Genomic DNA, 17,156 nt, shown 5'->3' with positions numbered 1-17,156 from the left:
ACTCCCGATGGGAAAAGCGTTCCTCAAGCCCGCCCTCGTCGCCGCGGTGACAGCTGTCGTCGCGCTCACCGCGGCGGTGGCGACCCGCCCTTCCGACACCGAAATCGCCGTGGCGGCCGCGCCCGAGCCGCCCGCCGCCGCGGTGTTCCACCCGGTGGTCCGCGAAGCCGCGGCCAGGACGGGGAACTACGCCGCCGAATACACCGTCTACCGGCCTGCCGACCTGGACCGGGTGCGGGGCCGCCTGCCGGTCGTGGTGTTCGGCAACGGCGCGTGCCGGCACGTGAGCAACGACGAGCTGCTGACCGTCGAGACGCTGCTCGCCGCGCACGGGTTCGTCGTCGTGGCCGTCGGCGGGTTCGACAAGCCTGCCCTGACCGAGAACGGCAGCCCGGACCCGAAGGTGATCACCGACGCGATCACCTGGGCCGGGCGCGAGAACGACCGCCGGGGGAGCGACCTGCGCGACCGGCTCGACCCGCGGCGCATCGGCGTCACCGGCCACTCGTGCGGCGGCATCGAAGCGCTCGTCGCGGGCGCGGACCCGCGGGTGAAGTCCGTGCTGTCGCTGGACAGCGGGTTCTTCGAAGACGGCACCCTCGGCTACGGCCGGGAGAACCTGCGGAAGCTGCACACGCCCACGCTGTTCGTCGACGGCGGCCCGAACGACGTCGCCTACCCCAACAGCGGGGCCAACTACGACCTGGTCACCGTCCCCGCGGTCCGGGCGACCAACCCGGCCGCGGGCCACACCGGGTTCGTGTACGGCCAGCGTGACGGCAACCCCGACCCGAGCGTCCGCGAGGAAGCCGTCCGGGTTCTGGTCGCCTGGTTCGACTTCACCCTCAACGGCAACCGCACCGCGCGCGGCTACTTCCTCGGCGCGGGCTGCGGTCTGTGCGCCACGCCGGGCTGGACCGTCAGCAGCAAGAACTTCTGACAGGAGCGTTCATGGGTACCGGAATCACCTTGGCGGCCGCGGCCGTGGTCGTCGCCGCTGCCTTTCCTGCCACCGCCCAGGCGGCGGAAGCCGGAACGCCGTGTCCGGGCGTCTCGGCGCGGTGCGTCGACGGGCAGCTGACCGACGGCACGCCGTACACGTTCGCCAAGCCCGCCCGGTGGAACGGCGCCGTGCTGGTGGACCTCGACTTCGCCGCGGGCGGCCTGGCGAGCCCGCTCACCGCGAGCCTCCTGCAACGCGGCTACGCGGTGGGCGGCACCACCCGCACGATCACCAGCTGGACCATCGCGCGCGCCATCGACAACCAGGCGGCCGCGCTCGGCCGCTTCGAAACCGCGTTCGGCCGGGCCCGGTACGCGATCGCCGAAGGCCGCTCGATGGGCGGCATGGTCGCCGCCGGGGTGGCGCAGGTGTACCCCGGCCGGTTCGACGCGGCGATCCCGATGTGCGGCGGCCTCGGCGGCTCGGTCGGGCAGTGGAACCAGAAGCTCGACACCGTCTTCACGCTGAAGACCCTGCTGTTCCGCGATACCGCGCTCCCGGTGACCGGCATCCCCGCCGACATCCCCGGAACGCAGCAGCAGTGGATTTCGGCCGTGACGTCGGCCCAGGCGACCGCCGCGGGCCAGGCGCGCATCGCGTTGGCGGCGGCGATCGGCCAGCTGCCGGGCTGGGGCCTGGCCGCGGACGGTACGCCGACCCCCGTCCCCGACGACCGCGACGTGACCGGCGTCGAACAGGGCATGTTCCTGGCGCTGGCCGGCGGTCCGCTGCCGTACCTCGGGCAGGCGGTCAGCAGCCGCCGGACGATCGAGCAGCTGTCGGGCGGGAATCCGTCCTGGAACACGGGTGTCGACTACGCGCGCCAGCTCACGATGGCGGCGCCGAGCCAGCAGAACGCGGTGCGGCGGCTGTACGAGCGGGCGGGGCTCGACCTGCGCGCAGACCTCGGCCGGCTCGCCGCCGAGCCGCGCGTATCCGCCGATCCCGCCGCCGCGGCGTACCTGAAGCGGGGCATCGTCTTCACCGGTGACCTGCGGATCCCGGTGCTCACGGTCAACGGCACCGGCGACCAGATCTCGACCGTCGCCCAGCAGCAGTCCTACGGCGCGTTGGCCCGCGAGGCCGGCAACGCGTCCCTGCTCCGGCAGACCTACGTGCGGACGGCCGGGCACTGCACCTACACGACCGGCGAACAGCAGGCCGCCGTCGACCGGATGCTGACCCGGCTGCGGACCGGGCACTGGCCCGACACCGCGCCGGGCACGATGAACCGGCTGGCGGCCGCCGCGGACGGCACGGCGGGACGCTACCTGAGCTACGCACTTCCGCACTTCAACCGGCGGTACCCTGCCGCTCACTGAACCGAGGGGAGGTGCCGGGGCCCGGTGTGCGGTGCCGGGCCCCGGCGGTGGAGCGGATCAGCTTGCCGCGCAGGCCGCCGTGATGCCGTCGGCACTGCCCGTGCCCTGGAAGCCGAACTCGGTGGACTGCCCGGCCGCGACGCTGCCGTTGTAGCCGACGTTGGTCCAGGCCACGGCGCCGCTGGTGCCACTGTTGGTGGCGCTCCAGCCGTTGGTGACCGCCGCGCCGGAGGGCAGGTTCGTCGTCACCGACCAGCCGTTGAGCGCGGTGGAGCCGGCCGTGACCTTCACCGTCGCCACGAACCCGCCGTTCCACGAGTTCAAGGAGACCGCGGCACTGCATCCGCCCGGCTGAGGTGTGGTCGTCGTAGTCGGAGTGGTGGGGGTGGTGGGTGTCGTCGTCGTGGTGGGCGTGGTCGGGGTCGTGGTCGCGCCGCCGGCGTTCAGCGCGTCGAGGACGCTCGTGTAAGCGGCCTTCTTGTTGCCGTTGTTGTCGAACAGGAGCGGGTTCTCACCGGTGCGCCAGGAGTCGCTGTCGCGGATGCCCCACACGGTGATGCCGGCGCAGCGGGCGACGGCCATGCAGGCGCGCGTGACCGTGCCGTAGACACTGGCCTGGTTGGAGCCCGAGATGTCCAGCTCGGTGATCTGGACTTCGACGCCGAGGTCGGCGAACCGCTGCAGGTTGGCCTGGTAGTCGCTCGGCGCGGAGTTGGTCAGGTGGGACTGGAAGCCGACGCAGTCGATCGGGACGCCGCGGGACTTGAAGTCCTGCACCATGGTGTAGATTCCGGTGCTCTTGGCGTTCACGCCGTCGGTGTTGTAGTCGTTGTAGCAGAGCTTCGCGCCGGGGTCGGCGGCCCGCGCCGCGCGGAAGGCGGCTTCGATCCAGTCGTTGCCGGTGCGCTGGAGGTTGGAGTCACGCCGGCCGCCGCCCCCGCCGTCGGCGAAGGCCTCGTTGACGACGTCCCAGGCGTAGACCTTGTCCTTGTAGTGCGTGGCTACCTGGGTGACGTGGTTGATCGCGGCTTGCCGCAGGGCGGAGCCGCTCAGGCTCTGGGCCCAGCCCGGTTGCTGCTGGTGCCACAGCAACGCGTGCCCGCGGACCCGCTGGCCGTTGCTCACCGCCTGGTTGAGGATGCGGTCCCCGTTGGTGTAGCTGAACTGGTTCTGGTTGGGCTCGGTGGCGTCCCACTTCATCTCGTTCTCGGCCGTGACCATAGTGAACTCGCGGCTCAGGATGCCCGCGTAGGTCGAGTCGCCGAGCTTCCCGGCCGAGACGGCGGTGCCGAAGTAGCGGCCGGTCTGGGCGGCCGACGCACCGAGGGTCGTGGCGGCGCCGGCGGAGGTGGCCAGCACCAGCGTCACCCCGAGCGAGGCCGCCAAGAGCGTCGAAGCGAGCGCGGCTCGTGACCACGACCGCGAGGTGATCTTCATGTTCGTCCCTTTCCGCACACGGGGTTTTCAGCTGACGGTGGCCGAGAACGAGTTGACCGCCAGGCCGACGCCGCCGCTCCACGGCTCGAACCCGGCCTGGATGCTGGTCAGGTACCAGGACCGATCGACGCGGGTGCGGGCGTCGACGTCGTTGACGAAGTCCAGGACGCTGAACGACCAGCTCGAGATCGGCGACTGGGCGACGTAGGAGACCACGTCGTTGCCGCCGTTGTTGCCCTGCCACACCTCCCAGCTCCGGCCGCCGATGCTGGTGGTGCCCACCCGGCCGCCGACCGGCTGCACCGATCCGGTGCGGTTGAACCAGATCATCAGCTCCATCTGGTTGACCCCGTTGGTCTTCGCGGTCGGGTCCAGCCAGATGTCGTAGGAGGCGTCGAAGGTGCCACTGGTGTAGGTGTAGGAGATCGACGACGACACGCTGCCGATCCGGCTCAGCTGCCGCGGCAGGTTCGTGCCGGGGGAGCAGTTCCCGTAGTGGCACCCGGCGTAGACCGCCGGGTACGACAAGGGGGCGCCGCCGCTGGTGGAGCCCTGCTGGGTCTGGATCCGGAACCCGCTGCCGGTGACGTTGATGCACTGCTGTGCGCTGCTGCCCCACCGGTTGTTCATGACGACGTAGCGGCCGCCGATCGTGGTGGTGCCGTACTGGTCGCAGATGAGGGTGTCCGCGTGGGCGGCCGGAGCCGCGCCGACGGCCGGAGCGACGAGGCCGGCCGTGATCAGTGCTACCGCGGACAGGGCGTGCTTCAGTTTCACGTGCCGCCTCCACTTCGTTGTGGGGAGCGCTCTGGGAGCGCTCTCAGTTCGGGCAGGTTCTGATGAAACCACAAGGGAACCGGCGAGCAAAGACCTCGGCCGTGATCAATTTTCCGTTTCACCCTTCGAAAGTTTCGCTGACGATTGCCAAGGGCGCGGGGGCCGGTTACCGTCGGCTGGGAGCGCTCTCAGTCCGGATCACCATCAGCACGCCGACGAAGACGAGGAGCTGGCGTATGCGGGCAAAGAAGGTGCTGGCCTTGCTGGCCGCGGTGGCGCTCGGGCTGACGGCGACCGCCGTGCCCGCGTCGGCCGCGGAGTACGAGCGCCTGCTCAACGGCACCTTTTCCGGCGGCACCCCCGATCCGTGGTGGGCGGGGTCGGGCACGACAGGTCGTGTCACCGGCGGGGAGTTCTGCACCGACGTCCCCGGCGGCACGGCCAACGGCTACGACGCGCTGTCCGGCCAGAACGGCGTCCCGTTCGAGGCGGGCCAGCTCTACACCCTGACCTTCGACGCGCACGCGACGACCACTCAGCAGATCTCCGCCGTCGCGGGCGAAGCCGTGTCCCCTTACCGGCAGATCTCGCGGACCGACCTGACGGTGACACCGTCGACGCAGCACTTCACGGTCACCTTCACGTCCACTTTGGACTTCCCGGCCGCCGGCAACGGCCAGCTGGCCTTCTGGTTCGGCGGGCAGGCCGCCGCCAACACCGTCTGCCTGGACAACATCTCCCTGGTCGGCGGCGTCGTCCCGCCCGGTGGCCTGCCGCCGACGAGCGGCATCCGGGTGAACCAGGAGAGCTACGTGCCGGGCCTGCCCAAGCGGGCCACCCTGATCAGCGACTCGGCCACGGCGCAGACGTGGACGTTGAAGAACTCCGCCGGGACCGCCGTGGCCACCGGGCAGACCACGCCCCGGGGTGCGGACGCGCCGTCCGGCGAGAACGTGCACGAGATCGACTTCTCCGCCTACGACACCGCGGGCACCGGCTACACGCTGACCGTCGGGTCCGAAACCAGCTTCCCGTTCGCCATCTCCGCCGACGAGCTGCAGAAGCTGCGCCAGGACTCCCTGGCGTTCTTCTACCACCAGCGCAGCGGGATCGCGATCGAGGCCCAGTACGCCGGCGCGGCCTACGCGCGCCCGGCGGGGCACGTGAACGTCGCGCCGAACCAGGGTGACGACAACGTCCCCTGCCGGTCGGACCTGACCTGCGGCTACACCCTCGACGTGCGCGGCGGCTGGTACGACGCGGGCGACCACGGCAAGTACGTCGTCAACGGTGGAATCGCGGCCTGGGAGCTGCTCGACGAGTACGAGCGGGCGCTGAAGCTGGGCGACGCGAGTGCGCTGGGCGACGGGAAACTGGCGATCCCGGAGCGCGCCAACGGCGTGCCCGACATCCTCGACGAAGCCCGCTGGGAGGTCGACTTCCTGCTGGAAATGCAGGTGCCGGACGGAAAACCGGGCGCGGGCATGGTGCACCACAAGATCCACGACGCGCAGTGGACGTCCCTGCCCACCCGGCCCGACCAGGACAGCCAGCCACGCCGGTTGTCGCCGCCGAGCACGGCCGCGACGCTGAACACGGCCGCCGTCGCGGCGCAGGCGTCCCGGCTGTGGCGGACCATCGACCCGGCGTACTCGGCGAAGCTGCTTGCGGCGGCCGAGAAGGCGTACGCGGCGGCGAAGGCCAACCCGAACGTCCTGGCCGACCCGAACGACGGCACCGGCGGTGGTACCTACAGCGACAACACCGTGACCGACGAGTTCTACTGGGCCGCCGCGGAACTGTTCGCCACCACGGGAAAGAGCGCCTACCGCGGCGACGTCACGGGGTCGTCGCTGTACCGCGGCGTCAGCTTCTCCACCCACGGCTTCGACTGGGCCTCGACGGGCGCGCTCGGGGACATCACCCTCGCCCTGGTGGCCACCGACCTGCCCGCGGCGGACGTCGCCGCGATCAAGACCGCCGTCACCACGACCGCCGACAGCCACCTGGCGCAGATGCGCGCCATGGGGTACCCGGCGCCCTACCGCACGGCCGACGGCTCGTACGAATGGGGATCCAACGGCCTGGTGGCCAACAACGGCGTGGTGCTCGCCCTGGCCTACGACTTCACGAAGCAGGACAAGTACCGCGACGGCGCGTTCGCGGCGCTGGACTACCTGCTGGGCCGCAACCCGGCGAACTACTCCTACGTCTCCGGCCACGGGGACCAGCCGGTGTCGAACGTGCACCACCGGTTCTGGGCGCACCAGCTGGACGCGTCGCTGCCGACCGCCCCGCCCGGCGCGCTGTCGGGCGGCCCCAACAGCGGCCTGCAGGACCCGACCGCGGCGCGGCTGCTGGCCGGCTGCGCGCCCCAGCGGTGCTTCGTCGACGACATCCAGGCGTACTCGGTCAACGAGGTCGCGATCAACTGGAACGCGGCGCTGGCCTGGCTGACCGGCTGGACCGCCGAGAAGTCGTCGTCCACTGTGGACACGACGGCGCCGGCCGCGGCGGGCACCCCCGCCGTGTCCGCGGTCTCCAGCGGCGGCGCGACGCTGACGTGGACGGCGGCCGCGGACGCGGAGAGCGGCGTCGCGAGTTACGACGTGGTCCGCGTGACCGGCTCGGCCCGCACGGTCCTCACCACCGTCACCGGCACGACGGCGACCTTGACGGGGCTCGCGCCGTCGACCGCGTACACCGTACTCGTGGTGGCGCGCAACGGCGCGGGCCTGACGAGCCCGGACTCGGCCACCGCGCAGTTCACGACGCAGCCGGCCACCCCGGCGGGCGGCTGCGAGGTGACGTACGCGGCGAACACGTGGAACGGCGGCTTCACGGCCGCCGTCACGGTCAAGAACACGGGCACGACGGCGTGGACCGGCTGGAAGCTGGGCTTCACCTTCCCGGGCGACCAGAAGGTGACGCAGGGCTGGTCGGCGACGTGGGCCCAGTCCGGCACGGACGTGACCGCGACCGCCATGTCCTGGAACAGCGCGCTGGCCCCGGGCCAGTCGGCGTCGATCGGCTTCAACGGCAGCTACACGGGGAGCAACGCCCGTCCGCAGTCGTTCACGGTGAACGGGAGGACGTGCGGCTGAACCGGGCGGTCACCACAGCCGTGTGTGCGGTGGCTGTGGTGACGAGTGCCGGAGGGTCTATGGCGGACGAGGGAGACCTGGTCGCCGGACGCTACCGGCTCCGGGCGAAGGCCGGGCTTGACGACCGCGGCGAGGTGTGGCGGGCGCGCGACGAACAGCTGGATCGTGACGTCGCGGTGAAACAGCTCGTTCCCGCCGGCGAAGCGTCGCTGCGTGAGGCTCGCGTCGCCGCGAAGCTGTCGCATCCCCATGCGGTCACCGTGTACGACGTGATCGAACACCAGGGAAAACCGTTCCTGGTCATGGAGTTGCTGCCGACCTGCCTGGCGGAGGTACTGGCCGAACGCGGGCGGCTGCCGCGGGGCATGGTCGCCGGCATCGGCCGGCAGGTCGCGGCGGCGCTCGCCGCCGCCCACCGGGACGGGATCCTGCATCGCGATGTCAACCCGGGCACCGTGCTCCTGACCCACGACGGTACGGCCAAGATCGCCGATTTCGGCGTCGCCCGGGCGAAGGGGGAGGCCATTGCTTATCTGGCGCCCGAGGTTGCCGGTGGCGCCGACGCGACCGCCCGGTCCGACGTCTATTCCCTCGGCGCGACCCTGTACACGGCGCTCGAGGGGCACCCGCCCAGCGGAGCGGCCGAGGGTGACCGGGAGGACGTCATCGCGCCGGTCCGGACCGGCCCGCTCGCGGATGTCCTGCTGCGGATGCTCCGGCGGGACCCCGATCGGCGGCCGGGTATGGCCGAAGCCGCGGAAATGTTCGCCAAAGTGGCCGCGGGACCCCGGAAACCGTTCGAACCGGCACCGGTCGCGCGCCCGCGGCCCCTGAAGCGCCGGACCGGGAAGCGCCGGACCGTGCTCGTGGCCGCCGCTGTCGTCGTCATCGCGGGGGCCACGGTGATCGGAGTGGCGGTGACCGGTGCGGCGAACCGGCCGGTCATCGCTTCGCCGGGGATCGTCCGCCCGCCCACGCCGGCGCCCGGCGCGGCGGGCTGCGCGGCGACGGCGCAGGTGACCGAGTCCTGGTCCGGCGGCTACAAGATGCTCGTCACCGTGCGGAACGCGGGACCGGTGGGGATCACCGGCTGGGCCGTCACCTGGCAACCCGCCGCCGGTCGCCGGGTGGACGACCTCTGGGACGCGAAGGTCGAGCGTTCGGGTGTCTCGGTCACGGTCGTCAACGAGATCTGGAACGGCAGGGTGACCGTCGACGGCACGACCACGTTCGGGCTGGTCGCCGTAACCGGCGGAGCCGGCCGCACTCCCGAGTCCCTCAGCTGCTCGACGCGCTGAGGCGGCGTACGTCCGACTGCGTATCCCGGTGTCGCTTCTGTGCCGACGCGGACCACCGTGCCGCTGCGGCATGGTCGGGAAGTCGTTTTTGCCGGACTTCCCGACCAAGAAGGGACATCGTCGTGTCCACATCCCTATCCGGAACACCCACGCGGGCCGCGTTCGGCGGCCGCGCGATCACCGGGGCGGCCGTCTTCCTCGTCGCCTACCTCGCGGTGAGTTTCACCGGCGGGCTCAGCGATCGCAGCCTGCCGCTGCCCGGCGCGCCGGCGGCCGACGTCGCCGCCTACTACGCCGCCAACCCCGCTGCCGCGGTGACTGTCGCCGCGCTGCAGGCCGTCTCCGTCCTCGGGTTCGCCGTCTTCGCTCGCGCCGTCCGCCGGTTCACCGGCATCGCGGTGGTGTCCGTGCTGGCGATGCTGGTTTCGTGCGCTCTCACGGTCGCCTTGACGGTCGTCGCCGCATCGGCGTCCTTCGAGACCATCGAGGTGCTGAGGCAGGGGAGCTTCTACACCGGTGGCGTCGCGAACGTCGCCACCTTGGGGCTCTTCGTCTTCGTCGCCGCGAAAGCACTCGGCCGCGCGGGGCTCGCCGGCTCGCCGACCCGGTGGTTCGGCTACGTCGCCGGCACGCTGGCGATGCTTTCGGTGCTGTCGCTGGTGTTCTACTACGCGAGCGCGTTCCTGCCGGTCGGCCGGGTCCTGTGCATGGTCTGGACGGTGGTCGCCGCGGTGGTGGCGTCCCGGACCCGCCGGGCGTAGCCGGGCCGTGGGTGCGGGGACTGGCCCGGCGCACCCACGGCCGGCGCGCGGTCCCGGCACCATCGCGCAGAGGGGAGAGCGCGGTGGGATCCGGGACCTGGACCTGACCGCGAGGGGGGAGTTCCGATCAGGCCCGTATGGGAGTAATTCCCTGCGGCCGCAGGGCGAAACCTGGCATTCCGGTGAACGGTCACGGCCGGCGGTGCCCGGGCCGCGTCGTCGCAGGTGACTGGGGTTCCGTGCGGGGAGAAGTCGCCCGCCTACTGCCGGTTTTCCTCCCGCTGCCGATCGGCGGTGCTCGCGGTCAGGTCCGGGGTCAGGTCGCGGCGGTTCGTCTCCTTCAGCGCGAGGACGCAGACCGCGGACAGGACGCAGAACGCGGCGATCGTCCAGGACACCGGCGTCGTCGAGCCGCCGCCGTTGGCGCGTTGGAGCTGCGCGAAGATCAGCGGCGCGAAGCCGGCGCCGAGCCCGGCGAGCTGGTAGCCGAGCGACGCGCCGGTGTAGCGGTTTTCGGTGGCGAAGAGCTCGGAGTAGAGGGCGGCCAGCGGGCCGTACATCATCGGGTGGATCACGCCCTGGCCGATCACCAGCGCGAGGACGAGCAGGAAGCCGCTGCCGCTGCGGACCATCGGGAACAGCAGGAACCCGAACACCGCCATGACGACCACCCCGGCCAGGACGACCGGGCGGCGGCCGACGCGGTCGGACAGCGCGGACCACAGCAGGATCCCCACCACCGCGCAGGCGGAGGACACGGTGAGCGCGTTGAGCACCTCCTGCCTCGGATGTCCTTGCTGGACGCCGTAAGCGAGCACGAACGTGGTCAGCGTGGCCTGGACGACGAACGCGGCGAGGCCGACGCCGATGCCCAGCAGGAGCACGCGCGGGTGGTCGCGCAGGACGGCGACCACCGGCAGCCGGCGGCGTTCCTCCTTCTTCGCGGCGGCCAGGAACGCGGGCGTCTCGTCGACGCGGGAGCGCACGAACAGGCCGATCCCGAGCAGGACGATGCTGAGCAGGAACGGGATCCGCCAGCCCCAGGCGAGGAAGTCCGCCTCGGAGGTGAGCGCGGCGGTGCCGGACATCGCGAGCGTCGACACGACCATGCCGCTCGGCGCGCCGGCGTTGGTGAAGCCGGCCCACAGGCCGCGGCGGGACCGGGCGTGTTCGGCGGACATCAGCACGGCGCCGCCCCACTCGCCGCCGACGGCGATGCCCTGGACCACGCGGAGCACGACCAGGCCGACGGGAGCGACCGAGCCGATCTTGTCGTAGCCGGGGAGCAGGCCGATGAGGAAGCTCGACACGCCCATCAGGGTCATGGTCAGCACGAGCATCCGCTTGCGGCCCAGCCGGTCGCCGAAGTGGCCGAAGATGAGGCCGCCGAGCGGGCGGGCGAGGTAGCCGGTGGCGAACGTGCCGAAGCTGGCGACCGTGGCCAGCGCCGGATCGAGGTCGGCGAAGAAGACCTTGCCGAAGACCACCGCGCTGGCCGTGGCGTAGAGGAGGAAGTCGTAGTACTCGATCAGGCTGCCGAGGAAGCTGGACGCGACCGCTCTGCGGAGCTGCGTGCTCATGGAGGTCACCCTCGTCGTTGGGGGCCGTTGCGACGGGAGGCAGGTTCGTCCGGGAGCGGACGACGGTGACGCGAGTCACAAACGTTAGTCATCGCCATGACGGCCGTCAACGTTCTGCACAACATCAGGTGGCGGTCTCGCCGGGTTAAAGTGGCGATCGTGGTGCACCTCGACGAAACCGGCTCCGGGCCCCGCCCGAAGTCCGTCATGCTGACCTTCCTGGGCATCCACCTGCTCGACCGGGCGACGGCCATCTACTCGGGCAGCGTGATCGACGTGTTCGGCCGCGTCCGCGTCTCGGAGGAGGCGGTGCGCTCGACGCTGACCCGGATGGCGGGCAGCGGGCTGCTGACGCGCCACCGGCAGGGCCGCAAGGTCTACTTCGGACTCAGCGAGCGGCTCGCCGCGGTCCTCGAGGACGGCAGGCGGCGGATCTGGGAGACCGGCGCGGTCAACCGGTCCGGCGACGGCGGCTGGACGCTGGTCGGCTTCTCGCTGCCGGACACCCGCCGCGGCGACCGGCACGACCTGCGCCGGCAGCTGACCTGGGCGGGGTTCGGCCCGGTGCAGAACGGTTTGTGGGTCGCGCCGGGCGTCCGGGACGTGACGGCGATCGTCGAGCAGCTCGGCCTCGACGGGCACGTCACGGTCTTCACGGCGCATCCCGCGCGGCCGACGGAAGCGGCCGAGCTCGTCCGCAAGGCCTTCGACACCGAGACGATCGCCTTGCGGTACCACGACTTCCTGGCGAAGTGGGACACCGGCCGGGCACCGTGGCCGGACGACCTCACGCGGCAGCTGATGCTGCACGCGGACTGGCTGCACGTCGTCCGGCAGGATCCCCACCTCCCGGCCGAGCACCTGCCCCGCGACTGGCCCGCGATCCCGGCCGAGCAGCTGTTCCGCAAGCTCGACGAAGACCTCCGCGACGGCGCGGCCCGGCTGGCCCACGAGACGCTCGAACTGACGACGCCGTCCGATCCGGTCGCGCCCGGGGCCGGCTGAGCGGGCCGTCGCTCAGTCGAGGTCCATCGCGTTGGGGTCCTTCTTCGCCTTGAAGTCCGCGATGTCCTGGTCCGTGATGTTCTTGAGCTGCGGTGGGTCGAGGTCGCCGCGGTCGAGGGCGGCCCAGTCGTCGGCCGTCGGGTTCTTGTAGAAGCCGCCGTAGCCCGGCCATTCTCCGGTCCGGCCCGCGTCGCGCGCGCCGTGCATCTCGGCCGCGTCCCACTTGTCGATCGGCTTGGTGGTCACGTGGCCGCCGTCCACCGTGTGCCCGCCCGCCGGGGTGGCGGCGCCGGCCTGCGGGTTGTACCGCATGCCCTCGCCGCTGGAGTGCATGTCGTCGATCATCTTGTGGTACGAGTCGTCGGCGACGGCCATCCGCTTCTGCTCGGCGTCGTAGGTGGCGTGGCCCGGGTGGTTCGGGTCGGCCTTGATGGCGTCCCGCCGGTCCTGTTCGGCCTTCGCCGCGTCGGCCGTGTCCTTGTCGTACAGCGGGTGATCTTCGTGGTGGACGTGGTTCTTGTCGTTGCCGTGGTAGACGTTGTCGGAGAAGCTGACGGGGTCGGGGTGCCCCGCCTTCCCGATCTCCTGCGTGTGGAAGCCCTGCTGGTGGCTGTAGCCGAGCTGGTTGAGCTGGACCGCGGTGCTCGGGTCGTTGGCCTCGATGGCGTTGCGCTGCGCGTTCCGGTACGAACCGAGGCGGTCGTTGTAACCGAGGTTGTCGTCCGGGGTCGTATTGGGCTCCTTCCGGACGTCGCCCTTGGTGAACCCGGATTCGTGGCTGGCGCTGCCGGCGCCCGTGCCCGGGTGGTACCGGTGGTTGGGCAGGTCCTCGTAGTACGCGTAGGCGTTGTTCTCCAGTGGACCTTGGTCCTTGCGAGCCGCCTTCGCGCCGCCGTTGTCGCTCAGGATGTCGAAGCCGCCGGCGTGCTCGGACTGGTGCGTCTTGTTGCCGTTGATCTTGTAGTCGTACTTGTCGTCGAGGCGCTTGCGCTCGACCTTCTTGTCGCCGTAGGTGCTTTCCGGATACGTGCGGGTGCTCGTCGACGGCCCGGAGTTCCCCCTGGCGTAGGGGTGGGCCTGGGCGCGGGCGGCCGCGCAGGGCGTGGTCCGGGTCGGCGCCAGGCCGAGCGGGTCGATCATGGCGGTCGGGTTGCCGACGTAGGCCAGCGAGTCCGGCGCCGGGGTCAGGCCCAGCGGGTCGTGGGAGAGGTAGCGCCCGGTCTCGGGATCGTAGTAGCGGTACCGGTTGTAGTGCAGCCCGGTCTCGGGGTCGTGGTACTGGCCCGGGAACCGCAGCGGGGTGCTCGCCGTTCCGCCGGCCGAGGCGGCCGGGCCCCACAACGCCGTGTGCAGGTGGCCGGCCAGCGTGCCGGTGTCGTCGACCAGCTCCGCGGGCGCGCCGACCAGGTCGGCGACGATCGCGTGGAACCGGTCCGCGCCGCCGGTGCCGAGGACGCGTTCGGTCTGGGTGAGCGGAAGCCGCGCGCCGGGCGCGTACTCCCACACCGTGGCGACCAGCGGCCGGCCCGGTCCACTGTGGACCTGCTCGGCGGGCAGCTGCCCGTCCCAGGCGAACTCGACCTGCTCGGCGACCATGCCGGTGGCGGTGTCCAGGCGCTGCTTGGCGATCCGCCGGCCGAACGGGTCGTAGCGGTAGTGCCACACCACGCCCTCCGGCGTGCGCACGCCGATCAGCCGGTTCTCCGCGCTCCACTCATACGTCCAGCGCTTCCCGCCGCGCTCGCGGGCGACGACGCGCCCGTCCGCGTCGTGGGTGTAGCCGGTGGGGCCGGCGGCGGTGAGCAGGGTGCCGGTGTAGGCGCGGGGACCGCTGGCTTCGGGCGCGCCGGACCAGCCGGCTCCGGTGACGGCACCGGTCACGTCGTAGTCGTAGTTCTCCTGCCAGCGCGGGCCGCGCACGGCGCGGACCCGTCCGCTCGCGTCGACGTCGAGGGTGCGCGGGCCGGAGATCAGGTCGCTGACCCCGGCGAGGTAGCCGTCGGGCAGGTAGCCGTATTCGCGCCGCTGCACGGTGTCCGCGCCGCGGAGCACCGTCTGCGCCGACAGCTGCCCGGTCGGGGTCCAGTCCTGGCGCAGTTCCGCCACCGGCGAGGTGCCGTTGAGCAGGCTGCGCACCGTCTCCCGGCCCACGGCGTCGTAACCGAACCGCAGGGTGCGTCCGGCGGTGGTCAGCACGACCGGGCGGGCGCCGGTGTCGTAGCCGACCACCGACTCCGCTCCCGACGGCGTCCGGCGGCCGACGCGGCGGCCGAGGGCGTCGTAGCGGAAGTGCACGACCCGGCCGTTGATCGACTCGGACAGCACGCGGCCGAGCCCGTCGTAGGTGAACCGGACCTCGCTGTGCGCGTTGGCCGCCGAGACCATCCGGTCGGCCCCGTCGTAGGTGAACACGGCGACCTCGTCGGCGCTGCTGCGCCGCACGACGCGGCCCACGCTGTCGCGCTCGAGGGTGATGGTCTGCCCGGCGCCGTTGGTGCGGAGCACGAGCCGCCCCGCGGCGTCGTAGCCGTAGCGCAGAACGCGCCCGTTGTAGTCGGTCTCGCCCACCTTCCGGCCCGCGGCGTCGTACTCGTAGTGCCACACCAGGCCGCGTTCGTTGGTGACCGAGGTGAGCCGCAGCTCGGTGTCGTAGCCGTACTTCAGCGTGCCCCCGTCGGGACCCCGCTCGCTGACCGGCAGGTCGAACTGGGCGTACTCGATGCGGCTGACCCCGCCGCGCGCGTCCGTCCGCTCCTCGAAGCTGCCCCGCGCCGTCGACGCGAACCGCTCGACCGCGCCGTCGGCGTCGCGCGCCTGCACGACGTGGCCGGCGGCGTCCCTGACCGTGGTGGTGGTGTTGCCCAGCGGGTCGGTCTCGCTGCTGGTGTTGCCGAGCGCGTCGTAGCCGTACCGCCACACGGCGCCGTCCGGCTCGGTGACGAGCACAGGCAGGCCCGCCGCGTTGGCCTGGATCCGGGTGACCCCGCCGAGGGCGTCGGTCACCGAGTCCACGGTGCCGGTGAAGGGGTCGTAGGTGTAGGAGGTCGCCGCGCCGGCCGGGTCGACGACGCGGGCGAGGCTGCCGCGCGGGTCGTATTCGTAGCGCCACCGGGCGCCGTCCGGTCCGGTCACCGCGGCGGGCCGGTGCCGCTCGTCGTAGGCGATGACCACGAGGCCGCCGTCCGGACGCGTCACCGCGGCGAGGTTGCCGACCTCGTCGTAGTCCCAGCGCGTGACGTGGCCGAGCTCGTCGGTCTCGGCGAGCACGCGCCCGAAGCGGTCCCGCTCGGCGCTGGTGCTGTTGCCGAGCGGGTCGGTCTGCCCGATCACCCGCAGCCGCTCGTCGAGCCGGTAGCGGGTGACGGCGCCGAGGGAGTCGGTGACGGTCGTGACGCCGGGCTCGTAGGCCAGCGTCGTGTCCAGGTAGCCGCCGGTGCCCTGGGCCCGCACGCAGCGACCCTGGGCGTCGTAGCCGTAGCCGTACCAGCGTCCGTTGACGTCGTCCCAGCGCACCAGCCGGCCGTCGGCGTCGTAGGTGAACTTCTGCGGGGTGCCGACGGCGTCGACGACCTGGACCAGCCGGCGCGCGGCGTCGTAGCCGTACTCGGCAAGGGGGACCGGCGAACCCGCCGTGCGCAACGCCGTGACCAGGCCGTCGGCGCTGTCGATCTCGACGCGGTAGCCGCCGGAGTGCTCGATCGCCACGGGCACGCCGTCGCGGTAGCGCAGCACGATCCGGTTCCCCGCGCCGTCGACGACCGCGCGCAGCGGCAGCGTGGTGTCGCCGCGCTGACCCGCGAAGTAGCGCATGCGGTCGGACTGCGGGTCGCCGACGATGTAGCCGTGCCGGACCCGGCGCAGCGCCAGGTATGGGCCGCTCTCCGGGACGACCGCCTCCACCCCGCGCGGGACCGGGTAGCGGAGCAGCGTGCCGTCGGCCAGCGCCAGGTGCAGCCCGTCCGGCTCCACTTCGAGGCGCTCGTCCAGGGTCGAGGCCCAGGTCGGGCCGAAGAGCCGGCCCGCCCGGTAGGTCGACAGGTGCGTGCGCTCGATGACGAGCGGCAGCGCGCCGGGCAGCGAGACGTCCTCCTGCACCAGCATCACGGCGCCGGTCGCGACGTCGATCGGGTCGCCGCAGTCGGTCTTGTCCTTCGTCTGCGTGGTGTGTTCGTCCGGCTTGGGGTTGTTGTCCTTGATCCGCGACCCGTCGCCCTTGGGGTCGCCCTTCGGCGTACTCGACGGGGTCGTGTTCGCGTCCGGACCCTTCGACGCCGGCGGAGGCGTCGGGTCCGGGCTCTTCGGGGTGTCGTCGGGGCCCTTCGACGCGGGTGGCGGGTCGGTCTTCGGCGGCGCGTCCGCCCCCGAGGAGTGGGTGCCGTCGCCGTCGCCCTTCGCGCCGGACGGCGTGGTGGAGTCCCCGCCCTTGCCCTTCGGCCCGTCCAGGCCCTTCGGGTTGCCCTTGATGTCGATGTTCTTCGGTGTCGGGGCGGCCTTGCCCGGCTTGATGTTCTTCAGCGCCTTGGCCGCGTCCCCGAACAGGTCACCGGCCCGCTTGAGCAGCGGGACCAGCGCCTTCAGGGCCGTGACGAGCCGCTTGACCAGGTCCGCGATCTTCGACGCCGTCTTCGCCACCGCGCCGATCACCTGCGGGACCACCCAGGTCAGGCCGATGCCGAGGGTGAACACCACCTGCAACGCCCAGCTGATCAGGTGCCCGATCAGCTCGGCGATGATGTCGCGCACCAGCGCCCGCACCGCCGCGACGACCTCGCCCGCGGTCTTGACACCGCTGGACGCGCCTTCGCAGCCCTTCTGAGCGGTTTCCAGCAGCGTCACGGTGTCCTGCGCGCGCTGCCGGTAGCCGTCCGC

10 protein-coding genes are annotated in these 17,156 nt (G+C 71.9%); 6 read left to right on the top strand and 4 right to left on the bottom strand.

The window, feature by feature from the left end; translation table 11 throughout:
* Positions 1 to 7: 7 nt before the first annotated feature.
* Together AB0C38_RS12650 and AB0C38_RS12645 are read left to right on the top strand one after the other, a co-directional pair.
* On the top strand, positions 8 to 940 hold the full coding sequence (locus AB0C38_RS12650) for a hypothetical protein (RefSeq protein WP_360671042.1): 933 nt from the start codon (positions 8 to 10) through the stop codon (positions 938 to 940).
* An 11-nt stretch (positions 941 to 951) separates the two neighbouring features.
* The gene (locus tag AB0C38_RS12645; protein ID WP_360671039.1) at positions 952 to 2,325 is read left to right on the top strand and encodes a DUF6351 family protein; all 1,374 of its coding nucleotides are present in this window, start codon (positions 952 to 954) and stop codon (positions 2,323 to 2,325) included.
* A gap of 57 nt (positions 2,326 to 2,382) precedes the next feature.
* Here AB0C38_RS12645 and AB0C38_RS12640 read toward each other — a convergent pair whose 3' ends face one another.
* Together AB0C38_RS12640 and AB0C38_RS12635 are read right to left on the bottom strand one after the other, a co-directional pair.
* Positions 2,383 to 3,762 carry an endo-1,4-beta-xylanase gene (locus tag AB0C38_RS12640; RefSeq protein WP_360671036.1) on the bottom strand — a complete coding sequence of 460 codons (1,380 nt, stop codon included), beginning with the start codon at positions 3,760 to 3,762 and terminating at the stop codon, positions 2,383 to 2,385.
* A 27-nt stretch (positions 3,763 to 3,789) separates the two neighbouring features.
* Entirely contained in the window at positions 3,790 to 4,539 is a 750-nt protein-coding gene (locus tag AB0C38_RS12635; protein ID WP_360671033.1) for a glycoside hydrolase, read from the bottom strand.
* Between the two features lie 236 nt (positions 4,540 to 4,775).
* Here AB0C38_RS12635 and AB0C38_RS12630 point away from each other — a divergent pair, with 236 nt between their 5' ends.
* The 3 genes from AB0C38_RS12630 to AB0C38_RS12620 all read left to right on the top strand — a co-directional run bounded on the left by AB0C38_RS12630 (position 4,776) and on the right by AB0C38_RS12620 (position 9,702).
* Positions 4,776 to 7,643, top strand: coding sequence for a glycoside hydrolase family 9 protein (locus AB0C38_RS12630; protein WP_360671030.1), 2,868 nt, complete (start codon positions 4,776 to 4,778; stop codon positions 7,641 to 7,643).
* Positions 7,644 to 7,702: 59 nt separating this feature from the next.
* A complete protein-coding gene (locus AB0C38_RS12625) occupies positions 7,703 to 8,941 on the top strand; it encodes a serine/threonine-protein kinase (protein ID WP_360671026.1) in 1,239 nt (412 codons plus the stop codon).
* Positions 8,942 to 9,063: 122 nt separating this feature from the next.
* The gene (locus AB0C38_RS12620; protein ID WP_360671023.1) at positions 9,064 to 9,702 is read left to right on the top strand and encodes a hypothetical protein; all 639 of its coding nucleotides are present in this window, start codon (positions 9,064 to 9,066) and stop codon (positions 9,700 to 9,702) included.
* A gap of 260 nt (positions 9,703 to 9,962) precedes the next feature.
* On the opposite strand, the gene AB0C38_RS12615 is transcribed toward AB0C38_RS12620, so the two are convergent.
* The gene (locus tag AB0C38_RS12615) at positions 9,963 to 11,282 is read right to left on the bottom strand and encodes an MFS transporter (RefSeq protein ID WP_360671020.1); all 1,320 of its coding nucleotides are present in this window, start codon (positions 11,280 to 11,282) and stop codon (positions 9,963 to 9,965) included.
* A 159-nt stretch (positions 11,283 to 11,441) separates the two neighbouring features.
* On the opposite strand from AB0C38_RS12615, the gene AB0C38_RS12610 reads away from it, so the two are divergent.
* Entirely contained in the window at positions 11,442 to 12,287 is an 846-nt protein-coding gene (locus AB0C38_RS12610) for a PaaX family transcriptional regulator C-terminal domain-containing protein (RefSeq protein ID WP_360671017.1), read from the top strand.
* Between the two features lie 12 nt (positions 12,288 to 12,299).
* Here AB0C38_RS12610 and AB0C38_RS12605 read toward each other — a convergent pair.
* The coding region (locus tag AB0C38_RS12605) for an RHS repeat-associated core domain-containing protein (RefSeq protein ID WP_360671015.1) at positions 12,300 to 17,156 on the bottom strand (4,857 nt) is incomplete at its 5' end.

The sequence above is a fragment of the Amycolatopsis sp. NPDC048633 genome (assembly GCF_040650695.1).
Classification (GTDB): Bacteria; Actinomycetota; Actinomycetes; order Mycobacteriales; family Pseudonocardiaceae; genus Amycolatopsis.
This window is presented reverse-complemented; position numbering and strand designations above follow the sequence as displayed.